Below are 19,112 nucleotides of genomic sequence, written 5' to 3'. Positions count from 1 at the left end.
CCCTACAAGAACAGGAACAATACTACGAATAGTATTCCCGCTCCAAATACGTAAAGATAAGACTGTGCCACACCTGTCTGGGCCTTTTGCACCACTTTGGCGCTCCAGCCGACGGACTTTTCAAAGCCGACGTTGAGGCCCAAGTCGATTGCATATTTCTCAAAGTATCTCCAGATTCCTCTTGCCAGCCACAGTGGCGCCACTACAAAGCACCAGTACACCATTGCGTTGAGGTACCATCTGTTCAGCAAAGTCTTGTGAATTGCGTAAAAGAAAATGTTAGAGTTTACAAACTTGACTGGGTCCACAAATCTTCCAATATAGAAGACATATCCAAGCGATATTCCAATTCCAAATGCTGCAAGCGATGCCATCAGTGCAACTGGATTAATTCCCTCCAGGAATGACGGTAAAATGCTTTCTTCAGTATCTGGTGCCGGGCCGTGTTCTGCCTCGATGTGGAATGTGTGGCCCAGATATTCTGTGAATAATTCGTGGATGCCATGCTCTGCGGACAATCCAACTATACCAATGCCAATTGTCAGCACCGCTAGAATTCCGTATGGAACCCACATGGAGAGGCTTGCCTCGTGGATGTGGTGTCCTTCTTTTTCCATGTGCTCAATGTGCTTGGACTTGTCTCCAAAGAAGACCATTCCAATCATTCTTGTGGTATAGAAAGTAGTGATGACTGCAGTCAGCACGGCAATTGCAAATAGCGGCATTGCCCAGGTGTTGCCAGACTCGTACACTGCGGCAAAGATTGCATCCTTGCTCCAAAATCCAGTCGTGATGAACGGAGCACCCATCAGGCCCAGGCCTGCAGCCCACATGAATGCATATGTCTTTTTCATGTGCTTTCGCAGTCCGCCCATGTCTGTCATGAATCTGGATCCCACCACATGCAATAGCGAGCCAGCAGCCATGAAGAGTGATGCCTTGAACATTGCGTGTGAAATAAGATGGAAGAATCCTGCTGTGTAACCATCAACGTATTGGTGTGATAGACCAGCAACGCCCATTGCCATCATCATGTAACCGATTTGTGAGCCAGTAGAGTATGCCAGGACTTTCTTTATTTCTGGGTTTACCATTCCTTGCGTAGCTAACAGTATTGCGGTGATTCCTCCAACCCAAGCTATCACCTCAAAGAACTGGTCCATTGCAAATCCAGCAGCTGCCAGAGCAAAGAAGAGCGGTCCAATTCTTGCAACCAAGAACACACCTGCCTTTACCATTGTTGCTGCGTGAATAAGTGCAGAGACCGCAGTTGGGCCTGTCATTGCTTCTAGTAGCCATTCGTTTAGTGGGAATTGCGCGGATTTTCCGATTGCGCCGCCAAATAACAAAACAGCTGCTGGTACCAGCAAGCCCTGAGCTTGCATCGCGCTAGCCCATGCAGTGTCGTGCATTAGTTCTCTGAATCCAAATGTGCCTGCAAATGCGAAAATCAAGAACATGCCAGATAGCATCATGATGTCGCCGACCTTGGTCATGATGAATGCCTTCATGCCTGCGTGTGTTGGCGCATAATACTCTTGCAATCCCAGTACGGTTCTTCCCTGAACGCCGACATGGTCCTTGTGTTTGTCTCTATACCAGAACGAGATCAGTGCGTATGATGCAAGTCCTACGCCTTCCCATCCAAAGAACATCATTAGCAGGTTATCAGACAATACTATGATCTGCATCGAACCAATAAAGAACATCATCCAGAACCAGAAACGAGTAATGTCCTTGTCGCCTTTCATGTATCCAGTACTATACACCATGATCAAAAATGAAATCCAGCCAACAACGTTTGCCATTATTACTGCAAGTGGGTCAGCAAGAACTCCTGCCTTGATTCCAATTGTTGAGATCCAGTTTACCTGGTCATGCACTTCGTGTGCTTCTAGCGCACCTGGCAATAGCGTTGCAGCAGAAATTGCACTCATCAGAGCAAATCCTACTGCTACCCATCCAGTGCCACGCTGTGTTGCTTTTCCGACTGCCGGAATAATCAGAGCTGCAATGAACGGCAAAATCCAGACAAGCCATGCGCTTGTTGGCGCAAAGTCAGGCAAAAAGCTCAGCATGCTAGCGTCTGCCATTATACACCAAGCACTCCTTTCATGTATGGGATGATGTCCTCAAAGAACAAGTCTGGGTATATTCCTACAACTATGGTAAATCCAGCCAGCACCATCATTGGCGCAGTCATGTACCAGCTTGCCTCCTTTACGTGCGATAGGTGCTCTGGCATTTTTCCAAAGAACACTCGCTTTAGCATCCAGAGCATGTAAGACATTGTAATTACTGTAGCAACTAGTCCCAGTCCAAATGCGATGTATCGCAGTGTTGCGCCACTTGCTGCGTTTTCCTTTACTGCCGTGTCTAGTGCGCCGGCAAACAAAGTCCATTCTCCCATGAATCCGCTTGTTGGCGGAACGCCTGCAATTGTCAGTGCGCCAATTACAGCACAGACTGCAGTGATTGGCATTTTTCCTGCAAGGCCTCCAAGTTTTGTCATGCTTCGCGTACCACACTGTACGATGAGTATGCCTGCAGTCATGAAGAGGAGTGCCTTGCCCAAGCCGTGGGTCACATACATGAACTCTGCTCCCGCAAGTCCCAGCGTAGAATACGAGCCAATTCCAAAGAGGATGTAGCCCATCTGGCTTACGCTGGAATATGCCAGTAGTCGCTTGATGTCGTCTTGCATTAGCGCCATTGCACCACCGTAAATCATAGTCATCAGACCCCAGATGTGGAGCCAGATTGCCATTTCTGCATACGTGTTTGGCAAAAATTCGATAATCAATCTGAAAAGACCATATGCACCAATTCCGATCATTGCAGGAGACAACAGTGCACTAATTGGTGTAGGAGCTGCTCCGTGGACATAGGGCAGCCAAATGTGGAAGATAAAGGCCGCAAGCTTGACTGCAAGGCCAAGTACTATAGCAATTGCAGAAAGCATCAGAACGTCTTGCGGGATTTTTGCCTCCGATATTGCCGCAAAGTCAAAGCTTCCAATGGATAATCCAATTGTCAGAAATCCCAACAACAACACAACTGCGCCGACATGGGTCCAGAACAGGAACATCAGGGAAATTCTTCTTCTTGGTCCATCACCCCAGAATGCAACTAGGAAGAAACCCGGAATCAGCATGACCTCAAAGAAAATGTAGAATTGGATGAGATTTGTTGCAAGAACTGTACCAAGCATGCCCATTGCAAATACCAGATACAGTGCAAAGTACAGACCAGACTGCTTGTTGACATAGTCGTTCATCTCAGATGATTCTACCATTGCAGTTGTCTGTCCAGAGCCAGAGTTAGTGTGGTGGACGTGCTCTTCGTACATTTCATGGAACTTGTGCAACATGTACGGCTTGGAGTATAGCGCCAACACAGTACTTAGTACATAGATGATTACTGCAAACGGAATTGCAAGGCCGTCCAGCTTGAATCCAAATTCTCCAAAGAGCTTGGTCCAGACATAGTGCTCCTCATAGCTTCCAGAGAGCGATACTTGTATGACCAGAAATGTGCAATACAACAACAGTCCAAAGGTAAACCAAGTTGCGGCGTTTGGACCCATTTTTCTGCCCAAAATGTAGGCTACCGGTGACAATAACAAAGGCAGGAAGACTGCCTGAAGTAGTGCGTATTCCATTACCCTTTCAGGCTCCTAAATTCTGCAATATCGACATTCTTGTACATGCGATATGCTACAATGATTAGTGCAAGGCCCACTGCCACTTCGGCTGCGGCAATGGCAATTGAGAATAACGCAAATGTCTGGCCTTGGCTGTTTGGCAGGAATCTGCCAAAGGCGACCAGATTCAGGTTTGCTGCATTTACAATCATTTCTACTGCAAAGAGCATACGGATTGCGTTTCGCTTGACAGAGATCCCATAGATTCCAATTGCCAATAGTGCAATTGATACAATAACAAAGTCAAGCATTGTGTTGGTCATTTGTCAAATCCTCCCTTCTTGCCAAAGTTAGCGCACCTATTACGGATGCAGCCAAGATGAATGCCATTAGTATGAGTGCGGGCCAGTAATACGTCAAAAAGTCAGCACCAATTGATCTAAAGTCAACTGGTGGCTCATCGGTGGTAACAGTCTTGATGCCAGAGCTCAGTATGACTGCGCCTAGGCCCATCATCAACGAAAGCATCAGGCCTATGCCCGCATAGCGTCTTCGCTTGTCTTCGATTTTAATGAAAATTAATTGTCGTCGTACCAGCATCACGGTGAACAGAATCAGTACTGCAATAGAGCCAATGTACACTGCAATTTGGAACATTGCTACAAACGGCGAGTCCAGCAGCAAAAAGAATCCCGCAATTCCCCCAAGTGTTCCCATCAATGCAATAGAGCCATAGATTAGTGATCTTACCTCAAGTGCGGCAATTGCAGAGCCAATTGTGATTACTGCCAGACCAAGGAATACTGCATCAGCCATGTGTGGCACCTCTTGGGTTGTCAAATTTCAGCTCGACGTCTTGTGCAACGTTTGGCTTTACTTGTAGCTGGGCTGGCGTGTAAATCAGTCCCTCCTTAGTAAATGACGATAATTCATAGTCGTTAGTCATGTATAGCGCATAGAACGGGCATGCGTCCACGCACAAACCACAGAAGACGCACTTGCCATAGTCGATTTGCGGCATGATTGCCTTTTTGTTTTGTTTCCAGTCCTCTTGGACCTTGACCATTGCGATTGCCTCCGCTACCCCTTCACATGCAATAGAGCACAGCTGGCATCCAGTGCAGTGGTCATGGAACAGCATGTGTCGCCCCTTGTAGCCCGCAATGCCTACGCCGGTGTTTGGATCATACTGATAGCCATCGCCGACCATCTTTAGCTTTTGTTCAGGATATCGCAGTGTGAATCTCTTGACTGCCAGGTGCTTGATTCCAGAGTTTAGTGCTTTGATGATTCCAGTTGCTGTTCCCATTACAAGATTCCCTCCGGACCTAGTACCCCAGCGTAAACCAAGGCGAGTGCTATAAAGATGTTAACGAATGCAAGGCCGATCAGTTTGTACCAACCAATGTGCAAGAGCAGATCAATTCTGATTCTCGGGAATACGCCTCTTGGCAGCAATATGAAAAAGATAACGCCAACTACTTTGACTACAAACCACAACACATCATTGAGCATCTGCTGATCCAGCAGCGGCAGGCCTGGGAACTTGGCAGTGATCGGTCCCATGTGGATTCCTTCCTTGACTAGTTCTTCTGGGAATGGCGGCCAGATGTTCGGTCCGCTCCATCCCCCTAGGAACAGCACCACAAAGAGCCCCGCAAATGCATACAGCTTCAGGTACGAGCCCAGTTGCACCAAGCCATACATCATGCCGGAAAACTCTGTTAGCCATCCTGCGACAATTTCGCTTTCTGCTTCTGGCAGGTCAAATGGAATTCGCTCCAGTTCTGCCAGCATTGCTATAAAGAACACGATTGCGCCTATTGGCAAAAATATGATCCACCAGAACGTGTACTGGGATTCTACGATTTCAGTCAGGTTTAGGGTTCCAGTCAATATGACTACGCCCAAAACCGACAAAATTAGTGGAATTTCAAATGAGACCATTTGATGCAGTGCGCGAATTCCTCCAATGAATGGGAACTTGCTGTTAGCGGACCATGCAGATAATACCGTAATGACTGGGAAGAATCCGATTATTGCAAAGACTGCCAACAATCCAACATCGGCGTCTGCTACTACCCAGCCGCCCCTAGCTGCAGGAATTAGCGATACAAATGCAGCTGCCGTCCCAACAAACAAGACAGGTGCCGCCCAAAAGATTGGCTTGTCTGCTTTTGCCGGAATTATAATTTCCTTTGATAACAGTTTGATTCCGTCACTCATTAATTGTAAAATTCCTTCTATTTTTCCGCAATAGAACGGACCGACGCGAAGTTGGAGCTTGGCAAGCATTTTTCTCTCAACAAAAATGGTTCCTGCCGCAAGCAATGCCGCAAACCCAAACCCAGGAAATGCAGCGATTCTAAAGAACTCTGTCTGCATCAGAGATTTTATCAGTGGGATTTGTCTTGACGGGTCTGCAAGAATTGTCAGTGCTAGATATGGGTCAAGCAGTCTTGTTCCAATCACTGGCAGCTCCAAATAGAATAGTATCACTTGGACAAATGGCAGTCCTATCAGTGTAAGCAGGGTGATTGCCCAAAACGCATTGTCTGTAAGAGACTTTATGAAATAGCTTAGCCGAAACTTTGGCGCAATTGTAGACATTTTATCTGTCAGCCTCCACTGGCCAATAGTTTAAGCTCCAGTACACTGCCGGCATGTTTCCTAGTTTTTCGCCTTTTAGCAAATATGGCATGCAAATGAGATTTCTAAACGAGCCCACGCTCATCTTTACTCTGTATGGCTCCGGCTGACTTTTAGACACAATATAGCATCCCAGTGAGCCACGGCCAGACTCTACTCTCTTGTAAACTTCGTCGTTTCCACCCTTTGGGTTTGGCTTTAGCTTGACTCGAACAGAGCCCGACTTTGGCATTTTCTGCACCGCCTGGCGAATAATGTTGCAGGATTCCAGCATGTCAAGCCATGGAATCTTGGAGCGCGCATATGCATCTCCTTCCTTGAGTGTGTTTACCTTGATGTCAAGTTCTCCATACGCATCATATGGCTCTTTTACTCGCAGGTCATAGTCAACACCGCTTGCGCGCAATGTAGAGCCGGTTGTTCCTAGTCGTATTGCGTCCTCGCGAGAAAGTTTTCCTGCGTCACGGGTTCTTGAAATCAGAATTGGGTTGTCGTAAAATATTGCGCCGTATTCTTTGATGCGTTTTTCAAAATAGTTTACTCTCTTTAGCAACATGTCCTCAAAGTTTGCTGGAACATCGTTTCGAATTCCACCAGGTACAAAGTATGCGTGTGTGACGCGAGCCCCTGTCATTTTTTCTAGCATGTCGATGTAGAGTTCCCTGTCACCTGCAGGCCACATGAACATCGTAGAGTGGCCCAAAAAGATTCCATAGATTGCAAGCCAGTATTGGATGTAGACGCATCTGTTTAGCTCCGATGCAATCACTCGCAGGTATTTTGCGCGCTCTGGCACCTCGATTCCTAATAATTCCTCAACGCCAAGGCAGTACGGGTATAATACATTGCAAGAGTCGTGAATTACCGGCCTCTCTAGGTGTGGGATGTTTTGAATGTAATTTCGGTATTCAGCCATTTTCTCCTCTCCCCTGTGCACATAGCCAGGATCAGGATCTGCAGAAACGATATAGTCGCCGTCAATTTTGACAATGATTCTCATGTGGCCAGATCCTGGGTGCTGTGGTCCTACGTTGAGCGTCATGATTCGCTCGTCTACTTTTTCCATTTGCAGGCCTGGTGGCAGTGAAGTACTCATTTTATCGTCCCTTTAACTTGAAGTCTTTTCGCATTGGTGGCAAGTCCGCCCAGTCTTCTGGGAGAAGTAATCTGCGATTATCTGGATGACCATCAAAGTAAACGCCAAGCATCTCAAAGCATTCGCGCTCATGAAATTCCACACTGTAGAAAATGTCCCTGAGGCTTGGAAGTTTGGTATTATCGGATCCCGGATTTGGATTGTCCTCTCTTGGAGCCCTAGTTGCCAGGGTCAGAACCTGCTTTGCAAGTTCTGCGTCCGTGTAAGAGCCTAAATGATAAACTACTTCGATTTCCTTTTCGTCTGGATAGTCAACGCCTGTGACGGACTCGGCATGGTCATAGTGCATCTCATCGCGAAGGAATTTTGCCACATCCAGTATGTCTTCTTTTGATACTTTGATGCGGATTCTGTTCTCTTTTACAAACTCTATTTTTGCCTTGGAGCCAAACTTTTTTTCAATCTTGTCTGCTATTGATTTTTCAAACTTGGGGAGCTCCTTTACTGGCTCTGGTTGTGCTACTGGTTTTGTTTCTTGTGCGCTCATTTAGCATTACCTGGCCTTTAGCCTCTTGATTTTCTCTTGTAGTAACATGCATCCCTGAATTAGGGTCTCAGGTCTTGGAGGGCAACCTGGCACGTACACATCTACTGGTAAAATTCCATCAATTCCAGGCAAGACGTTGTACGAATCAAAGTACAGTCCGCCGGTGATTGCGCAAGCTCCCATAGCAATTACATACTTGGGCTCGGGCATTTGGTCATAGACTAGTCTTAGTCTTGGTGCCATCTTTCTAGTGATGGTTCCCTGTACTACCACAAGATCACATTGTCGTAGCGATCCGAACGCCTCGATGATTCCAAATCGCTCTACATCATATCTTGGGCTGGATGCGGCACCAAATTCAACACTGCAACACGCAGTCTCAATGTGCACTGGCCACAAAGACCAGAGTCTACTCCAGTTAATGGCGTATCCTAGGGGTTGATCAACTGCTTTGACTAGGACATCGCCTAGCTTGCCTACAAAGACGTTTGCGTTTTGTGGTGTAAGTAGATCCTTTAGCAATTTGATCCCTCAGCTGATTTTTGCGTCAAAGTAATATTAAGACTTACCAAATGTTTCTCCTCTTTGATTGGTACAAAGCAAAAGCCATTGCTGCAAACATTATTCCCAAAAATGCAATTATTGGCAAAGTCGCAGTCTTGGGCAGATTCAAAAGCGAGCTGCCCCACGCATACAGGAATATTGCCATCACATCAAATACTACAAACATCAGAACGTAGGCGTAATACTGCATCATAAAGTGGGTTCTTCCCTCTCCCTTGGGGACTTGGCCTGCTTCCATTGGGAGGAACTTGACTGGATTGCTGAGTCGTCTAGGCGAAATCATACGCGATATCAAAAGTGCAGGACCTACAGCCATGATGGCAAAGCCAAACATCAGAAGAACATGACTATAGCTAGCCGCATATTCCCCAACCAAATCAGCTTGACACCCGGTTGATAATATAAAAAGCTATGTAAAAAATTGAACGAATTTTTGCGATCAGAAATTAATCTTGACATCATTGATATATCGCATTTGGAATTTTTTATTTATGGTAAATGTCGGCGAAAAGGCTCCAGAGTTTGAGCTGGTAGACACCGATCTAAAAATGAGAAAGCTCTCCGAGTTTAAGGGCAAAAAAGTGGTTCTGTCATTTTTTGTTGCCGCAAGCTCCCCCGTATGCACCAATGAAATGTGTACATTCCGGGACAGGTGGGGCGAGATCTCTGCGCTTGGCGCCCAAGTAATTGGAATCTCAAATGACGGCCCGTTTGCAAACAAGGCGTTTGCAGAAAAATTCCATTTCAACTATCCAATACTTGGAGACTACAAGTCAAAGACAATTCGGGACTATGACATACTAATGCCAGACCTACTACACGTAAAGGGATACGATGCGGCAAAGCGCTCTATCTTCGTAGTGGATGAGAACGGCACGGTATCATACAAGTGGGTCTCTGATAATCCACTGGTGGAGCCAAACTACCAAGAGATAATTGATTTCCTCAAGAAAGGAAAGTAAATTTTTTCTTTTATTCTATTTCTGCCAGGATATCGTTTTTTGCAACAGATGCAGCGGGCTTTACCTTGATTTTCTTGATGGTGCCGTCCTTGTGCGATTTTATGGATACCTGCATCTTCATTGATTCCAAAACGCAGACGACGTCTCCCTTTTTGACGCTGTCGCCCTCGCTTACATTAACAGAGACTACTTTGCCCGGAATTTGGCTGTGCAGTGCCGTCTGTGCGTCGCCCGAGTCTCCCCCGCCAGAGTTCTTGTAGACAATCTCGTTTAGAGAGTGATGCATGTTTACCGCAAATGGAGTACCATCCACCACCATCTTCATGTGTGCAGTTCCGGCGTCCAGATACTTGACAGTGTGGACGTGGGAATCGAGGACAAATTCTATTCCTCTCGTGTTCATTTTTAGAATTTTTAGTGTGTGCTGCTTGTCGTTTATTTTGATGGTGTAATCAGATTCGCCTGTCTTTTGCAGGATTTGGCCCTCAAATGCCGCCTCAATGTCCGCTATTTTGTATTCCATGATTATCTTCCATCCATGTGGCTCTTCCAGCGTGGGCTTGGAGCATTCGATGATTTTACTTTACTTCTAAAGAATTCAGAGTGCATAATGGCTCCCGCAATTGCGGCGTCTTGCTTTTGCTTTTGGCCTTCTTTGATGTCTTGTACTAGTCTGTCGATTATTCCATATCGCTTCAAAAAGTCAGTGGAAAGATTTCCCTTTTTGTATTCCTCTGTTTTTAGTATGGTCTTGTATAGCGGTATGGATGTCTCTACTCCCTGGATGTAAAAGTCGTTTAGTGCGTTTATCATTCGAACTCGTGATTCCTCAAATGTTTGGCCCCACGTGATGAGTTTTGCCATCAGTGAATCATAGAACGGAGAAACTGTGCATCCCGGATACAGATATGTGTCACATCTAACGCCAGGACCAGACGGTATGGTAACATCAGGAATTGGGCCCGTCGATGGCGCAAAGTCCAAGAATGTGTCCTCTGCGTTGATTCTGCATTCAATCGCATAGCCATTCATGTGCAGGTCTTTTTGCTTAAACGGCAACGGCTCGCCGTTTGCAATGTCTAGTTGCAGCTTTACCAAGTCCAAGCCAGAGACCAGCTCCGTGATTGGGTGCTCTACTTGGAGCCTTGCGTTTATTTCAATGAAATAGAAATCGCCATTGTCTGCTCGGAGGAATTCGGCAGTGCCAAGGTTTGTGTAATCTACTGCCTCTGCTGCTTTTACCACAAGCTCGCCTACTCTGTCTCGGGTCTTTTGATCAACTACTGGTGATGGTGTCTGCTCGATTAGTTTTTGGTTGCGTCGCTGAATTGAGCACTCTCTCTCAAAGATGTGTACTGCGTTTCCGTGCTTGTCTCGCGCCATCTGATATTCAATGTGCCTGATTTTTTCTAGGAATTTCTCAACTAGAATTGCAGATTTTCCAAATGCCGCAATTGATTCTCCCGTTACTGTCTCGTATGCTTCCCTGAGTTCCTTGTCGTTGTGGACCAGTCTGATTCCTCTTCCTCCTCCACCATATACTGATTTTAGCAAAACTGGATATCCAATTTCATTTGCAATGTCCAGTGCCTCCTCGACGTCCTTGACTAGGTCCGGACTGCCCGGAACTGTCGGCACCTTTGCCTTGAACATTGCCGCCTTGCAACGCATCTTATCACCGCAGAGATCCATTGATGCAGCTGACGGTCCAATGAAGTTGATCTTGTTGTCCTCACATAGTTGTGCAAAGTCAGAGTTTTCTGATAAGAATCCATATCCTGGGTGAACTGCATCAGAGCCGGACTTTAATATCGCATCAAGGATTTTTTCCTGATTCAGGTAGCTCTCTCGAGGAGCTGCTTTTCCAATATGGAATGCCTCGTCCGCCTTTTTGACATGGAGTGAGTTGTAATCTTCATCAGAATATACCGCAACTGTCTTGAGTCCTAGTGCCTTGCATGTTCGAATGACGCGCAGTGCTATTTCTCCCCTGTTTGCGATTAGAACTTTTTTTATCATAGTATCACAGGTTTATGTTTCCATGTTTTCGAGGAAGTTGTTTGTCTCGCTTGTTTGCAAGCATTTCCAGTGCCTTTATCAGCATTGGTCTTGTCTGGGCAGGGTCAATTACCGCATCCACAGATCCTGTTGATGCAGCAACGTACGGGTTTGCAAACTTTTCGTTAAATTCAGCTGTTAATTGTTTTTTGAGCTCCTCTGGGTTTTTGGCATTGTCAAGGTCTTTTTTGTTCATGATTTTTACTGCGGCCTCTGATCCAAGCACGGCAATCTGTGCAGTCGGCCACGCATAGTTAATGTCGGTTCGAAGGTTTTTGCTTCCCATGGCAATGTATGCTCCGCCATATGCTTTGCCAATTACTAGTGTGATTTTTGGAACTGTGGCCTCGCAGTACGCATAGAGAAGCTTGCTTCCATGACGGATTATTCCGTTGTGTTCCTGATTGGTTCCAGGCATGTAGCCAGGTGTGTCCACAAACGTGATAATTGGAATGTTAAACGCATCGCAGTATCTAATGAATCGCGCAGCCTTGTTTGAAGAATCTATGTCTAGTGCTCCTGCCAGATACATTGGCTGGTTTGCCACAATACCCACAGTTCTGCCGTTCAGTCTTGCAAATCCAACAATTACGTTTTGCGCAAATAACTCATGGACCTCAAATAACTGGTTGTTGTCCACAACGGAGAGAATTATCTCCTTCATGTCATATGGCTGAAGCGAGTTTTCAGGAATTTTGTTTATCAAGTTGTGATCTGTTCTGTTCGGATCGTCGTCGGTTACAACGTGTGGCGCTTCTTCGGTGTTGTTTGATGGAATGTATGAAAGCAGGGTCTTGATTTTATCAAAACAATCGTATTCATTTTTTGCGACAAAGTGAGCAACGCCAGACTTTGTTCCGTGTGCCATTGCGCCTCCAAGATCCTCAAACGATACTTCCTCGCCAAGAACAGTCTTTACCACTTCGGGACCTGTCACGTACATTGTTCCTGCCTTTTCCACCATTATGACAAAGTCAGTCATCGCAGGAGAATATACCGCACCGCCAGCAGAAGGCCCAATGCTTGCAGTGATCTGCGGGACAACGCCAGATGCAAGCTCATTGTGATAAAAAATATCTGCAAATCCATCAAGGCTCAATATTCCTTCCTGGATTCTTGCACCGCCAGAGTCAGCAATTCCTATAATCGGACAGCCGGTTCGCACGGCATGGTCCATTAGTTTTGTAATTTTTTTGGCACCCATCTGGGACAGTGTGCCGCCAAGAACAGTAAAATCATACGCAAAGACAAAGACCTGCCTGCCATTGATGGTGCCATATCCAGTGACGACACCGTCGGTAAAGAATTTCTTTTTCTGCATGTCATATTCGTAATAATGGTGAGTTGTTAGCGCATCAATTTCCGTAAAGCTTCCTTCATCCAGCAAAAGATGGATTCTCTCTCGGGCGGTGAGTTTTCCCTTTTCATGCTGAGCCTTTATTTTGTCCTGGCCGCCGCTTGCAAGTGCTGTCTTTTGCTTTTCTAGAAATTTTTCAATCTTGTCAGTGTGCATGCCAGACCCCGCAACAACTGACCGCGCTGAACTCTATATTAATTTTAGATCGTAATGGTATAGAAAATGCCTGATCGCGCTTTGCGAAAATTATTCCCGGATTTTGTCCCTGCCGCCCTTGGCAGTTCTAAAGACATTCATGCCGATGTTGTAATTTTCGTATAGTGTCTCTAGTTTTTTGAGGTCTTCTTCTGCCTGCTTGATTTGGCCAGGGGTTGCCTCTGGGTCCACTCGCAGCCTTTCCAGCTCCTCTGCCTTTTGCTTTACCATATCACCCACACCCATCTCATAGTTTGATGTTCCCTTGAATTCGGGGCTCAGTATGTACTGAGGATTATACGGAGGAATCTGGTACGTGATCTCTTCTTTTTTTGTCTCGATCTGGGTGTCAGTCAATGTATGGTTCTCTTTTGCGCTTAAATTTTAAGATTTAGCAGGGAATAGTTCTTTTTTACGGCATTTTGATAATCCAAAAACGATTCCTTCGAGTCGCCGCACTTTTTGCACACACACAATTCCGATACCATGTTTCGATCGCAGTCGTCCGCAAACTCGCACTTTGCGCATCCTGCAGGGCCTCCGCATATGATGCATTTTAGCTCCTTTACCTCTTTTTCTGCGCATTTTTCGTGCTTGACCCCAAGCCCCTTTGCCCACAGGCCAATCTCGCTTACCTCGATTTTCTGGTTGCACACGATACAAGTTCCAGGGAACTTCATTGGGATTTTGCGCCAGCTCACTTTATCAGCTCAATCTCCTTTTGGATTACCTCGGAATATTCAGGGTTGACTTCGAGTTCCAGCTTTTTGTTTTTGATGCAAAACAAAATGTACGGCAGATAATGCGTCGCAATCGTACTGGTGGAGACATGGAATCGCTGCGCAAGATTTGCACCAAGCGATTTGATTACCTTGCCGTCCCATCTCAGTTTGTTCAAAAGCGGCCACGACAAATTGTATTGCGAGTATTGCACCGGCATGCCCTCGGAATATAATTTCAGCAAAATATTATCCAGATATCGAAGCAGGCGCCATTCCTGCGTTCTCATTATTTTGCCATACAGTACATCTGCCTCAGATATCACATCCAATAGTCGAGCCATGTCCCGGTTTGGAATGTTGCTAGTCACCATACTAGAATAGAACGCGTTGATTTTTTCTCGCGGATCAATTCGCAGAGAATACAAAACGCTTTGAGCCTCTTGGAGTGTTTTTGCCTTGAAAAATGCATTGATGCCTGCTTCCACGTCCAGTGCCTCAAATGATTTTTCAGTCATTACATCAAATCCGCCAAGCTGGGCCTGCGCCATGTTCAATAATGAGCGGATGTCTCCCTTGCAGTCCACAATTATTTTGATTACGGTTCCAGGCGAGAGTTTTGCTCCCTCTTCTTTGAGGACCTTGTTCAGGTACATTCCGAGCAGCCGCGGCGGAACCGGCTTGAAGTAGACGGTCTTTGCGGTTTTTTTGATGTTCTTCATTTTGTCAGAATCATCAGAGTTTGCTGCAAGGATTATTGGAATTGTTGGCTCTTTGAGAATTTTGATCAGTGCTTCGACTCCCCCAAAGTCAGACCTGCCATGAATTCCATCCACTTCGTCGACAAATATCATTGGCTGTCCAAGCAAGCTAGTGCTTCCAAGCAATGGCGATAACAAGTCCTCAATGTTGGACTTGTTGCGAACATCGCTTGCATTCATTCCTATTAGATCATATCCAAATTCCTTGGCAGCTAAATGCGCAAGCGTTGTCTTTCCTATTCCTGGCGGGCCCACAAGCAGAATTGGCTTTGCGCCTACCTTCCATTTTGTAAGCCACTCGACAAAGGCCTTGCGAGATTCCTCGTTTCCAACCATGTCGATGATTTTCTTTGGCCTATGCTTTTCAGACCACATCATGGCTTATCACCGCGGAAGTTTTGCGGAAAATTCCGACCACAGGTTCGCCTTGTCCAGCTGATTATACCAGTATTGGTTGTAGTGCTCTACAGTCAAAAACAAAAACTCCAAAAATTCCGTGTGCGAAAATTCCTTTGGGAGCAACTCCAGTGCAAGTCTTGCATCGGATAGATACAGCTCGCTTTTCTTCATTGTATATTCAAAGCCCTTTTTGACGTCATTTGTCAGCAATGAATAGTATAGTGGCCATGACGGGACCTTGACGAACTTGTTTTTAATCGAGTCCTCGATTTCATTTCCGCATCCAACTCCTTCTGCAGCACGTGCCATTCCCAAATAGAATATCTCGCCCAGCGGATTCTTGGATAGTGCCATGTTGCGTCCGGCAGTTCCCATTACTGCTCGGTATTTCTTGTAGCATTGGTTCATCTGCTCTTCGGTAATTTTTGTCGGCGTGCTTTTGAGTTTGGTGTCAATGTATTGGCCTAGTCTTGCATCGCGAAATCCTTCCTCGAATTCCCGTAATACTTCCTCGCCCCCTTTTGCTATTTTGTCCCGGGCAAGCTTCAAAATATACGGATTCATGAGCTTGTAGTCATCCAGATATTCCAAATCCTCGTCCTTGTCGACTATTCTGTCCATTGGCTCTGAAAGATCAATTGCTATGATATGTCCGTCAACTAGGTCCTGTCGCATTTGCGCAGATTTTGTGTGAGTGTATTCAGCTGCCGCATCATACAGAGCGCAAAACACCGGCAGTGTCATTTTTACAAAATTGGAATTTAAAATGCGCAAAACCCTGTCCTTGAGGATCTCTGGATTTTCAAGCTTGGATTTGATTTCAGGAATCTGCGAATCCTGCAGTATTATTTCTTCAGAGCCCACCTCTTGCGCAAACGCCTTTTGTGTGGATGCCGGAGAGGCATCATTTTTTATCTCACGCAACAAGTCATCTGCAAATCTCTGCGCAAATTTTGGAAATTCGGATTCTGCCTCTTCCTTGTACTGGTTGAACAGCTTGAACCCCTTTGACTTGAACAACCCTTGCTTGATTATCTGCTTGCCGGATTTTGTGGACATTAGTGCCTCTTTGGACACTACAGACTGGTCCTTGCTGCTCATCAGTGATTAGCTTTCCACCTAGTTATTTAGCCTTTCAAGATTTCTTAGATTAAATTACGAAAAATTTTCCCAAGTATTATGCAGCCAATCGAGGTTTTGCGCAACGCATCCAAGCTAGTGTACCAAAATGTAAAAGATCTAGCAGGAACAAAGGCAGCTGCAGAAGACCACGGAGTAGGCAAGGGCGGAGACATTTCTAGAAAAATAGACATTGTCGCAGAAAAGACAGTTCTGAATTATCTAAAAAAAGTAAAGTTTGATTGTACAGTCCTAGGCGAAGAGTGCGGCCGTGTAGAGTTATCAAAAAATCCAAAAGGATTTGTGATAATGGATGCAATTGATGGCTCGGCAAACGCAGTGCGCGGAATTCCATTTTTTTGCTGCTCGCTTGCATTTGCTCCAAAGGACAAGCTCAGCTCCATCACAGACGGAGTAGTAACTGACCTATCCAATGGTGACATGTATTGGGCAACAAAGGGAAAAGGCGCATACCTCAACAAGAAAAAAATCACAGTCCACAAGCAGATCCCAGTCTACAAAATTGTCGGAATCAACGTCTCTGGAGCAAAACCCAAGCTAGTAAAAAAAATCCAGCCAATCTTTGAGAACTCCAATCACTCTAGGCACCTGGGTGCAAACGCACTAGAGCTTGCTCTTTTTGCGCGCGGCCTAATTGATGTGTATATCGACCTTCGAGACAAAATCCGAGTCACAGACATGGCAGCTGGATACATCATATCAAAAGAAGCCGGCGGAACCATACTGGACACAAAACTCAAGCCGCTAGACTCTGATCTCTCCTATGAGACAAGGCTCTCATTTATTGCTGCTGCAAACAAGCAAATTCTATCAGAGATCACAAGACAGCTAAAACTCTAGGCTCAAAGCCAGAGCAGATTTGGAACTAGACTTATAGCATAACTGTATGATAATACTCTCTATGAACAAACCAGTATTTGCGGCTCTTCTTGCGGCAATCTTGGTAAGCTCAGTTGCCGCGCAGGAATCGTTTGCAGAAAACTCAAAGTGCGACGGCGACTGTGAGGCACCGACACTAGGCTCACTAGACGATGGAAGAAAGCTAGTAGAAAAAGGACTGGTAATCAACGGCCAGTCATTTGACATTGCAGGATTTGCACAAACAATTCCAACCCAGATGCTAATTGTAGGCCAGCCAGTAACCGTAAAGATGACAGTATACGAAAATAGCGGAACTTCGGCATTGCGATACGCATCATTTGCAGTTGCCGACTACAAGGGCGAGCGGGACCAAACCCAAAAGGCAAGAATTGCATTTATGCAAAACTTTGATGGAACTCAAAAGCTAGACGTGCTGGATTTTGACAAACTATTATCCAACGTCAAGTACACCGCAACCTCAATTGATTCGTTTACAACAGTAATCGAGTTTACATTCGAGTTTGCACAGCCAGTACAGAAATCCTCAATCATACTTGAAGCCTGGGACGACTCTAGAAGCTCAAGAAAGAGCATCCTGATGGACGCAATCCAAGTGGACGAAAAAAGCATGGAAAAAGTCAAAGAGCAGAAAATGACAGAAAAGAAAGTCGAAAAGAAGACTCCGGCCAAGGTAGAAAAATCCGAGGAAAAGAAGGAAGAAAAGAAAGAGGAAAAGTCAAAGAAAAAGCCCCAAGTGGCCAAAGGCAAGAAAAAGACCAAGCTAAAGCAGCAATACCAATAGAATTTCCTAAATTCTATTTTCTTTAATTTTTATATAATCACCAAAAGAAAATTCCACATGGACGAGTCAGAAAAGCGGCTAAAGCAAGAAGACTGCAGCGAAGACAGTCTAGGTCCAGGAATTCTCACATTAACAAACAAGCGAGTTGCCTTTGACAAGACTCGCGGAAGAATTGCCGATTTTACCAAGCGCATAGAGGAGACAATCATGGATATCCCCCTAGGCGATATTCAAAAGGTCTGGAAGGAAGGCCTATTCATAAAAAAGATCTGCATTACTGGCAAGACAGCAGACGGAGAAAAAACCTTCAAGTTCGGCGTCTTTAGCACGGGCGGCTGGGAAAAAGACATCAAAAAGGCAATCGAGCAGGCAAAGTCTCAGTAATCAATTTGCACTGTGTCTAGTCTCCAGGATTGTCTGACAAATGTGTCCTGAATTTTTGCGCCCTTTTTTGCAGTCGCCTCTAATAATCCAGTCCAGGCAATTTGTGAGCCGCAATCGCCGGAATACTGCAGGGGTGAGACAAAGAACTTTGCCTTTTGTCTTGCACAGATTTGCCGAAATATTTGCGAGAGCCTCTTGTTTGCCGCAACACCGCCAACTACTAGCAATTCCTTTTTTTCTGTAAACGACAGTGCTCTCTCTGCAGCCTCGCCAATCATTGCAAACGCCGTCTCCTGCAGGGAATAGCACGCGTCTTGCTTGTTTTTTGAGATTCTTTTTGCCGCAGACATTAGTCCAGAAAACGACACGTCGTTTCCTTTTACAACATATGGCAGTTCAACATAGTTATCAGATTCTTGCGCAAGCTCTTCAATTTTTTTTCCGCATGGTGATGCAAATCCAAGCGATCGCCCAAACTGATCAAGCAGCTGTCCTAGTGTTATGTCAAGTGTCTCTCCAAATATTCTCCATTTTTTGTGCTTGAATGCCGCAAGCATTGTGTGTCCTCCTGACACTAGCAACACCAGAGGATCCTTTGCACCCGTGAGCATTTTGCCCAGCTCAATGTGCCCTATTGCGTGATTGACAGGATAGATGGGAATTTTGTGATACGACGATATTGTCCTAGCTATTACGCCAGACACTCGCAGGCACGGTCCAAGGCCAGGCCCAGCTGAATATGAGATAATGTCAATGTCTTTTATGGACAAATTTGCCTGTTGCATGCATTCTGATAAAACGCCGGCACTGTGCTCAATGTGGTGCCGCGAGGCTTCGCGCGGATGGATTCCCTGCCCGTCTGGGGGCCGATAGATTTTGCGAACATCAGAAAGAATTTTTCCCTTGCCGTTTTTCTTTTCCACTATAGCGCATGAAAATGTGTGTGCGGTGCTTTCTATTCCCAAACAAAGCATT

22 protein-coding genes are annotated in these 19,112 nt (G+C 45.6%); 4 read left to right on the top strand and 18 right to left on the bottom strand.

Translation table 11 applies throughout. The features are described 5' to 3' along the window. Positions 1-2 precede the first annotated feature (2 nt). The 10 genes from NAQ_RS09095 to NAQ_RS09050 are packed head-to-tail and all read right to left on the bottom strand — an operon-like array spanning position 3 to position 8,833. The gene (locus NAQ_RS09095; protein WP_245871608.1) at positions 3-2,093 is read right to left on the bottom strand and encodes an NADH-quinone oxidoreductase subunit 5 family protein; all 2,091 of its coding nucleotides are present in this window, start codon (positions 2,091-2,093) and stop codon (positions 3-5) included. Continuing rightward, positions 2,093-3,661 (bottom strand): complex I subunit 4 family protein, encoded by a 1,569-nt coding sequence (locus tag NAQ_RS09090; protein WP_100183218.1) that lies wholly within the window; start codon positions 3,659-3,661, stop codon positions 2,093-2,095. The genes NAQ_RS09095 and NAQ_RS09090 overlap by 1 nt, the downstream gene beginning before the upstream one ends. Further along, positions 3,661-3,966, bottom strand: a complete 306-nt coding sequence (gene nuoK / locus NAQ_RS09085; RefSeq protein ID WP_100183217.1) for an NADH-quinone oxidoreductase subunit NuoK — start codon at positions 3,964-3,966, stop codon at positions 3,661-3,663. The genes NAQ_RS09090 and nuoK overlap by 1 nt, the downstream gene beginning before the upstream one ends. Next, positions 3,947-4,459, bottom strand: coding sequence for an NADH-quinone oxidoreductase subunit J family protein (locus NAQ_RS09080; protein WP_100183216.1), 513 nt, complete (start codon positions 4,457-4,459; stop codon positions 3,947-3,949). The genes nuoK and NAQ_RS09080 overlap by 20 nt, the downstream gene beginning before the upstream one ends. Continuing rightward, positions 4,452-4,952 carry a 4Fe-4S binding protein gene (locus tag NAQ_RS09075; protein ID WP_100183215.1) on the bottom strand — a complete coding sequence of 167 codons (501 nt, stop codon included), beginning with the start codon at positions 4,950-4,952 and terminating at the stop codon, positions 4,452-4,454. The genes NAQ_RS09080 and NAQ_RS09075 overlap by 8 nt, the downstream gene beginning before the upstream one ends. Further along, positions 4,952-6,253 (bottom strand): NADH-quinone oxidoreductase subunit NuoH, encoded by a 1,302-nt coding sequence (gene nuoH / locus NAQ_RS09070; RefSeq protein WP_100183214.1) that lies wholly within the window; start codon positions 6,251-6,253, stop codon positions 4,952-4,954. The genes NAQ_RS09075 and nuoH overlap by 1 nt, the downstream gene beginning before the upstream one ends. Before the next feature lies 1 nt (position 6,254). Next, positions 6,255-7,388: an NADH-quinone oxidoreductase subunit D gene (locus NAQ_RS09065; protein WP_100183213.1), complete on the bottom strand. Its 1,134-nt coding sequence runs from the start codon at positions 7,386-7,388 to the stop codon at positions 6,255-6,257. A 1-nt stretch (position 7,389) separates the two neighbouring features. Beyond that, a complete protein-coding gene (locus NAQ_RS09060; protein ID WP_100183212.1) occupies positions 7,390-7,935 on the bottom strand; it encodes an NADH-quinone oxidoreductase subunit C in 546 nt (181 codons plus the stop codon). A 6-nt stretch (positions 7,936-7,941) separates the two neighbouring features. Further along, positions 7,942-8,457: an NADH-quinone oxidoreductase subunit B gene (locus NAQ_RS09055; protein ID WP_100183211.1), complete on the bottom strand. Its 516-nt coding sequence runs from the start codon at positions 8,455-8,457 to the stop codon at positions 7,942-7,944. A gap of 43 nt (positions 8,458-8,500) precedes the next feature. Continuing rightward, positions 8,501-8,833 carry an NADH-quinone oxidoreductase subunit A gene (locus NAQ_RS09050; protein ID WP_100183210.1) on the bottom strand — a complete coding sequence of 111 codons (333 nt, stop codon included), beginning with the start codon at positions 8,831-8,833 and terminating at the stop codon, positions 8,501-8,503. Positions 8,834-8,990: 157 nt separating this feature from the next. Here NAQ_RS09050 and NAQ_RS09045 point away from each other — a divergent pair, with 157 nt between their 5' ends. Next, a complete protein-coding gene (locus tag NAQ_RS09045) occupies positions 8,991-9,461 on the top strand; it encodes a redoxin domain-containing protein (protein WP_100183209.1) in 471 nt (156 codons plus the stop codon). A gap of 10 nt (positions 9,462-9,471) precedes the next feature. Here NAQ_RS09045 and NAQ_RS09040 read toward each other — a convergent pair whose 3' ends face one another. From NAQ_RS09040 to NAQ_RS09010, 7 genes are all read right to left on the bottom strand, one after another. Beyond that, the gene (locus tag NAQ_RS09040) at positions 9,472-9,984 is read right to left on the bottom strand and encodes an acyl-CoA carboxylase biotin carboxyl carrier protein subunit (protein WP_100183208.1); all 513 of its coding nucleotides are present in this window, start codon (positions 9,982-9,984) and stop codon (positions 9,472-9,474) included. Between the two features lie 2 nt (positions 9,985-9,986). Beyond that, positions 9,987-11,480, bottom strand: a complete 1,494-nt coding sequence (locus NAQ_RS09035) for an acetyl-CoA carboxylase biotin carboxylase subunit (RefSeq protein ID WP_100183207.1) — start codon at positions 11,478-11,480, stop codon at positions 9,987-9,989. A 4-nt stretch (positions 11,481-11,484) separates the two neighbouring features. Further along, positions 11,485-13,032: an acyl-CoA carboxylase subunit beta gene (locus NAQ_RS09030; protein ID WP_100183206.1), complete on the bottom strand. Its 1,548-nt coding sequence runs from the start codon at positions 13,030-13,032 to the stop codon at positions 11,485-11,487. A gap of 90 nt (positions 13,033-13,122) precedes the next feature. Continuing rightward, the gene (locus NAQ_RS09025; RefSeq protein ID WP_100183205.1) at positions 13,123-13,428 is read right to left on the bottom strand and encodes a hypothetical protein; all 306 of its coding nucleotides are present in this window, start codon (positions 13,426-13,428) and stop codon (positions 13,123-13,125) included. A gap of 20 nt (positions 13,429-13,448) precedes the next feature. Continuing rightward, positions 13,449-13,772, bottom strand: a complete 324-nt coding sequence (locus NAQ_RS09020) for a hypothetical protein (protein WP_100183204.1) — start codon at positions 13,770-13,772, stop codon at positions 13,449-13,451. Then, positions 13,769-14,926 (bottom strand): AAA family ATPase, encoded by a 1,158-nt coding sequence (locus NAQ_RS09015; protein ID WP_100183549.1) that lies wholly within the window; start codon positions 14,924-14,926, stop codon positions 13,769-13,771. Before NAQ_RS09015 ends, NAQ_RS09020 begins: the two co-directional genes overlap by 4 nt. A gap of 9 nt (positions 14,927-14,935) precedes the next feature. Next, a complete protein-coding gene (locus NAQ_RS09010; protein ID WP_100183203.1) occupies positions 14,936-16,051 on the bottom strand; it encodes a hypothetical protein in 1,116 nt (371 codons plus the stop codon). A gap of 78 nt (positions 16,052-16,129) precedes the next feature. On the opposite strand from NAQ_RS09010, the gene NAQ_RS09005 reads away from it, so the two are divergent. The 3 genes from NAQ_RS09005 to NAQ_RS08995 all read left to right on the top strand — a co-directional run bounded on the left by NAQ_RS09005 (position 16,130) and on the right by NAQ_RS08995 (position 18,137). Continuing rightward, positions 16,130-16,930: an inositol monophosphatase family protein gene (locus NAQ_RS09005; RefSeq protein ID WP_100183202.1), complete on the top strand. Its 801-nt coding sequence runs from the start codon at positions 16,130-16,132 to the stop codon at positions 16,928-16,930. A gap of 61 nt (positions 16,931-16,991) precedes the next feature. Next, the gene (locus tag NAQ_RS09000) at positions 16,992-17,753 is read left to right on the top strand and encodes a hypothetical protein (RefSeq protein ID WP_100183201.1); all 762 of its coding nucleotides are present in this window, start codon (positions 16,992-16,994) and stop codon (positions 17,751-17,753) included. Positions 17,754-17,810: 57 nt separating this feature from the next. Then, on the top strand, positions 17,811-18,137 hold the full coding sequence (locus tag NAQ_RS08995; RefSeq protein ID WP_100183200.1) for a hypothetical protein: 327 nt from the start codon (positions 17,811-17,813) through the stop codon (positions 18,135-18,137). Here the strand turns inward: NAQ_RS08995 and kae1 are convergent. Continuing rightward, entirely contained in the window at positions 18,131-19,111 is a 981-nt protein-coding gene (gene kae1 / locus NAQ_RS08990; RefSeq protein WP_100183199.1) for a KEOPS complex N(6)-L-threonylcarbamoyladenine synthase Kae1, read from the bottom strand. The two genes, NAQ_RS08995 and kae1, sit on opposite strands and share 7 nt — an antisense overlap. Between the last annotated feature and the right edge of the window lies 1 nt (position 19,112).

It is taken from the genome of Candidatus Nitrosotenuis aquarius, from assembly GCF_002787055.1.
Lineage (GTDB): Archaea > Thermoproteota > Nitrososphaeria > Nitrososphaerales > Nitrosopumilaceae > Nitrosotenuis > Nitrosotenuis aquarius.
Note: the sequence above shows the minus strand (reverse complement) of the source record. Positions and strands in the feature narration are given on the sequence as shown.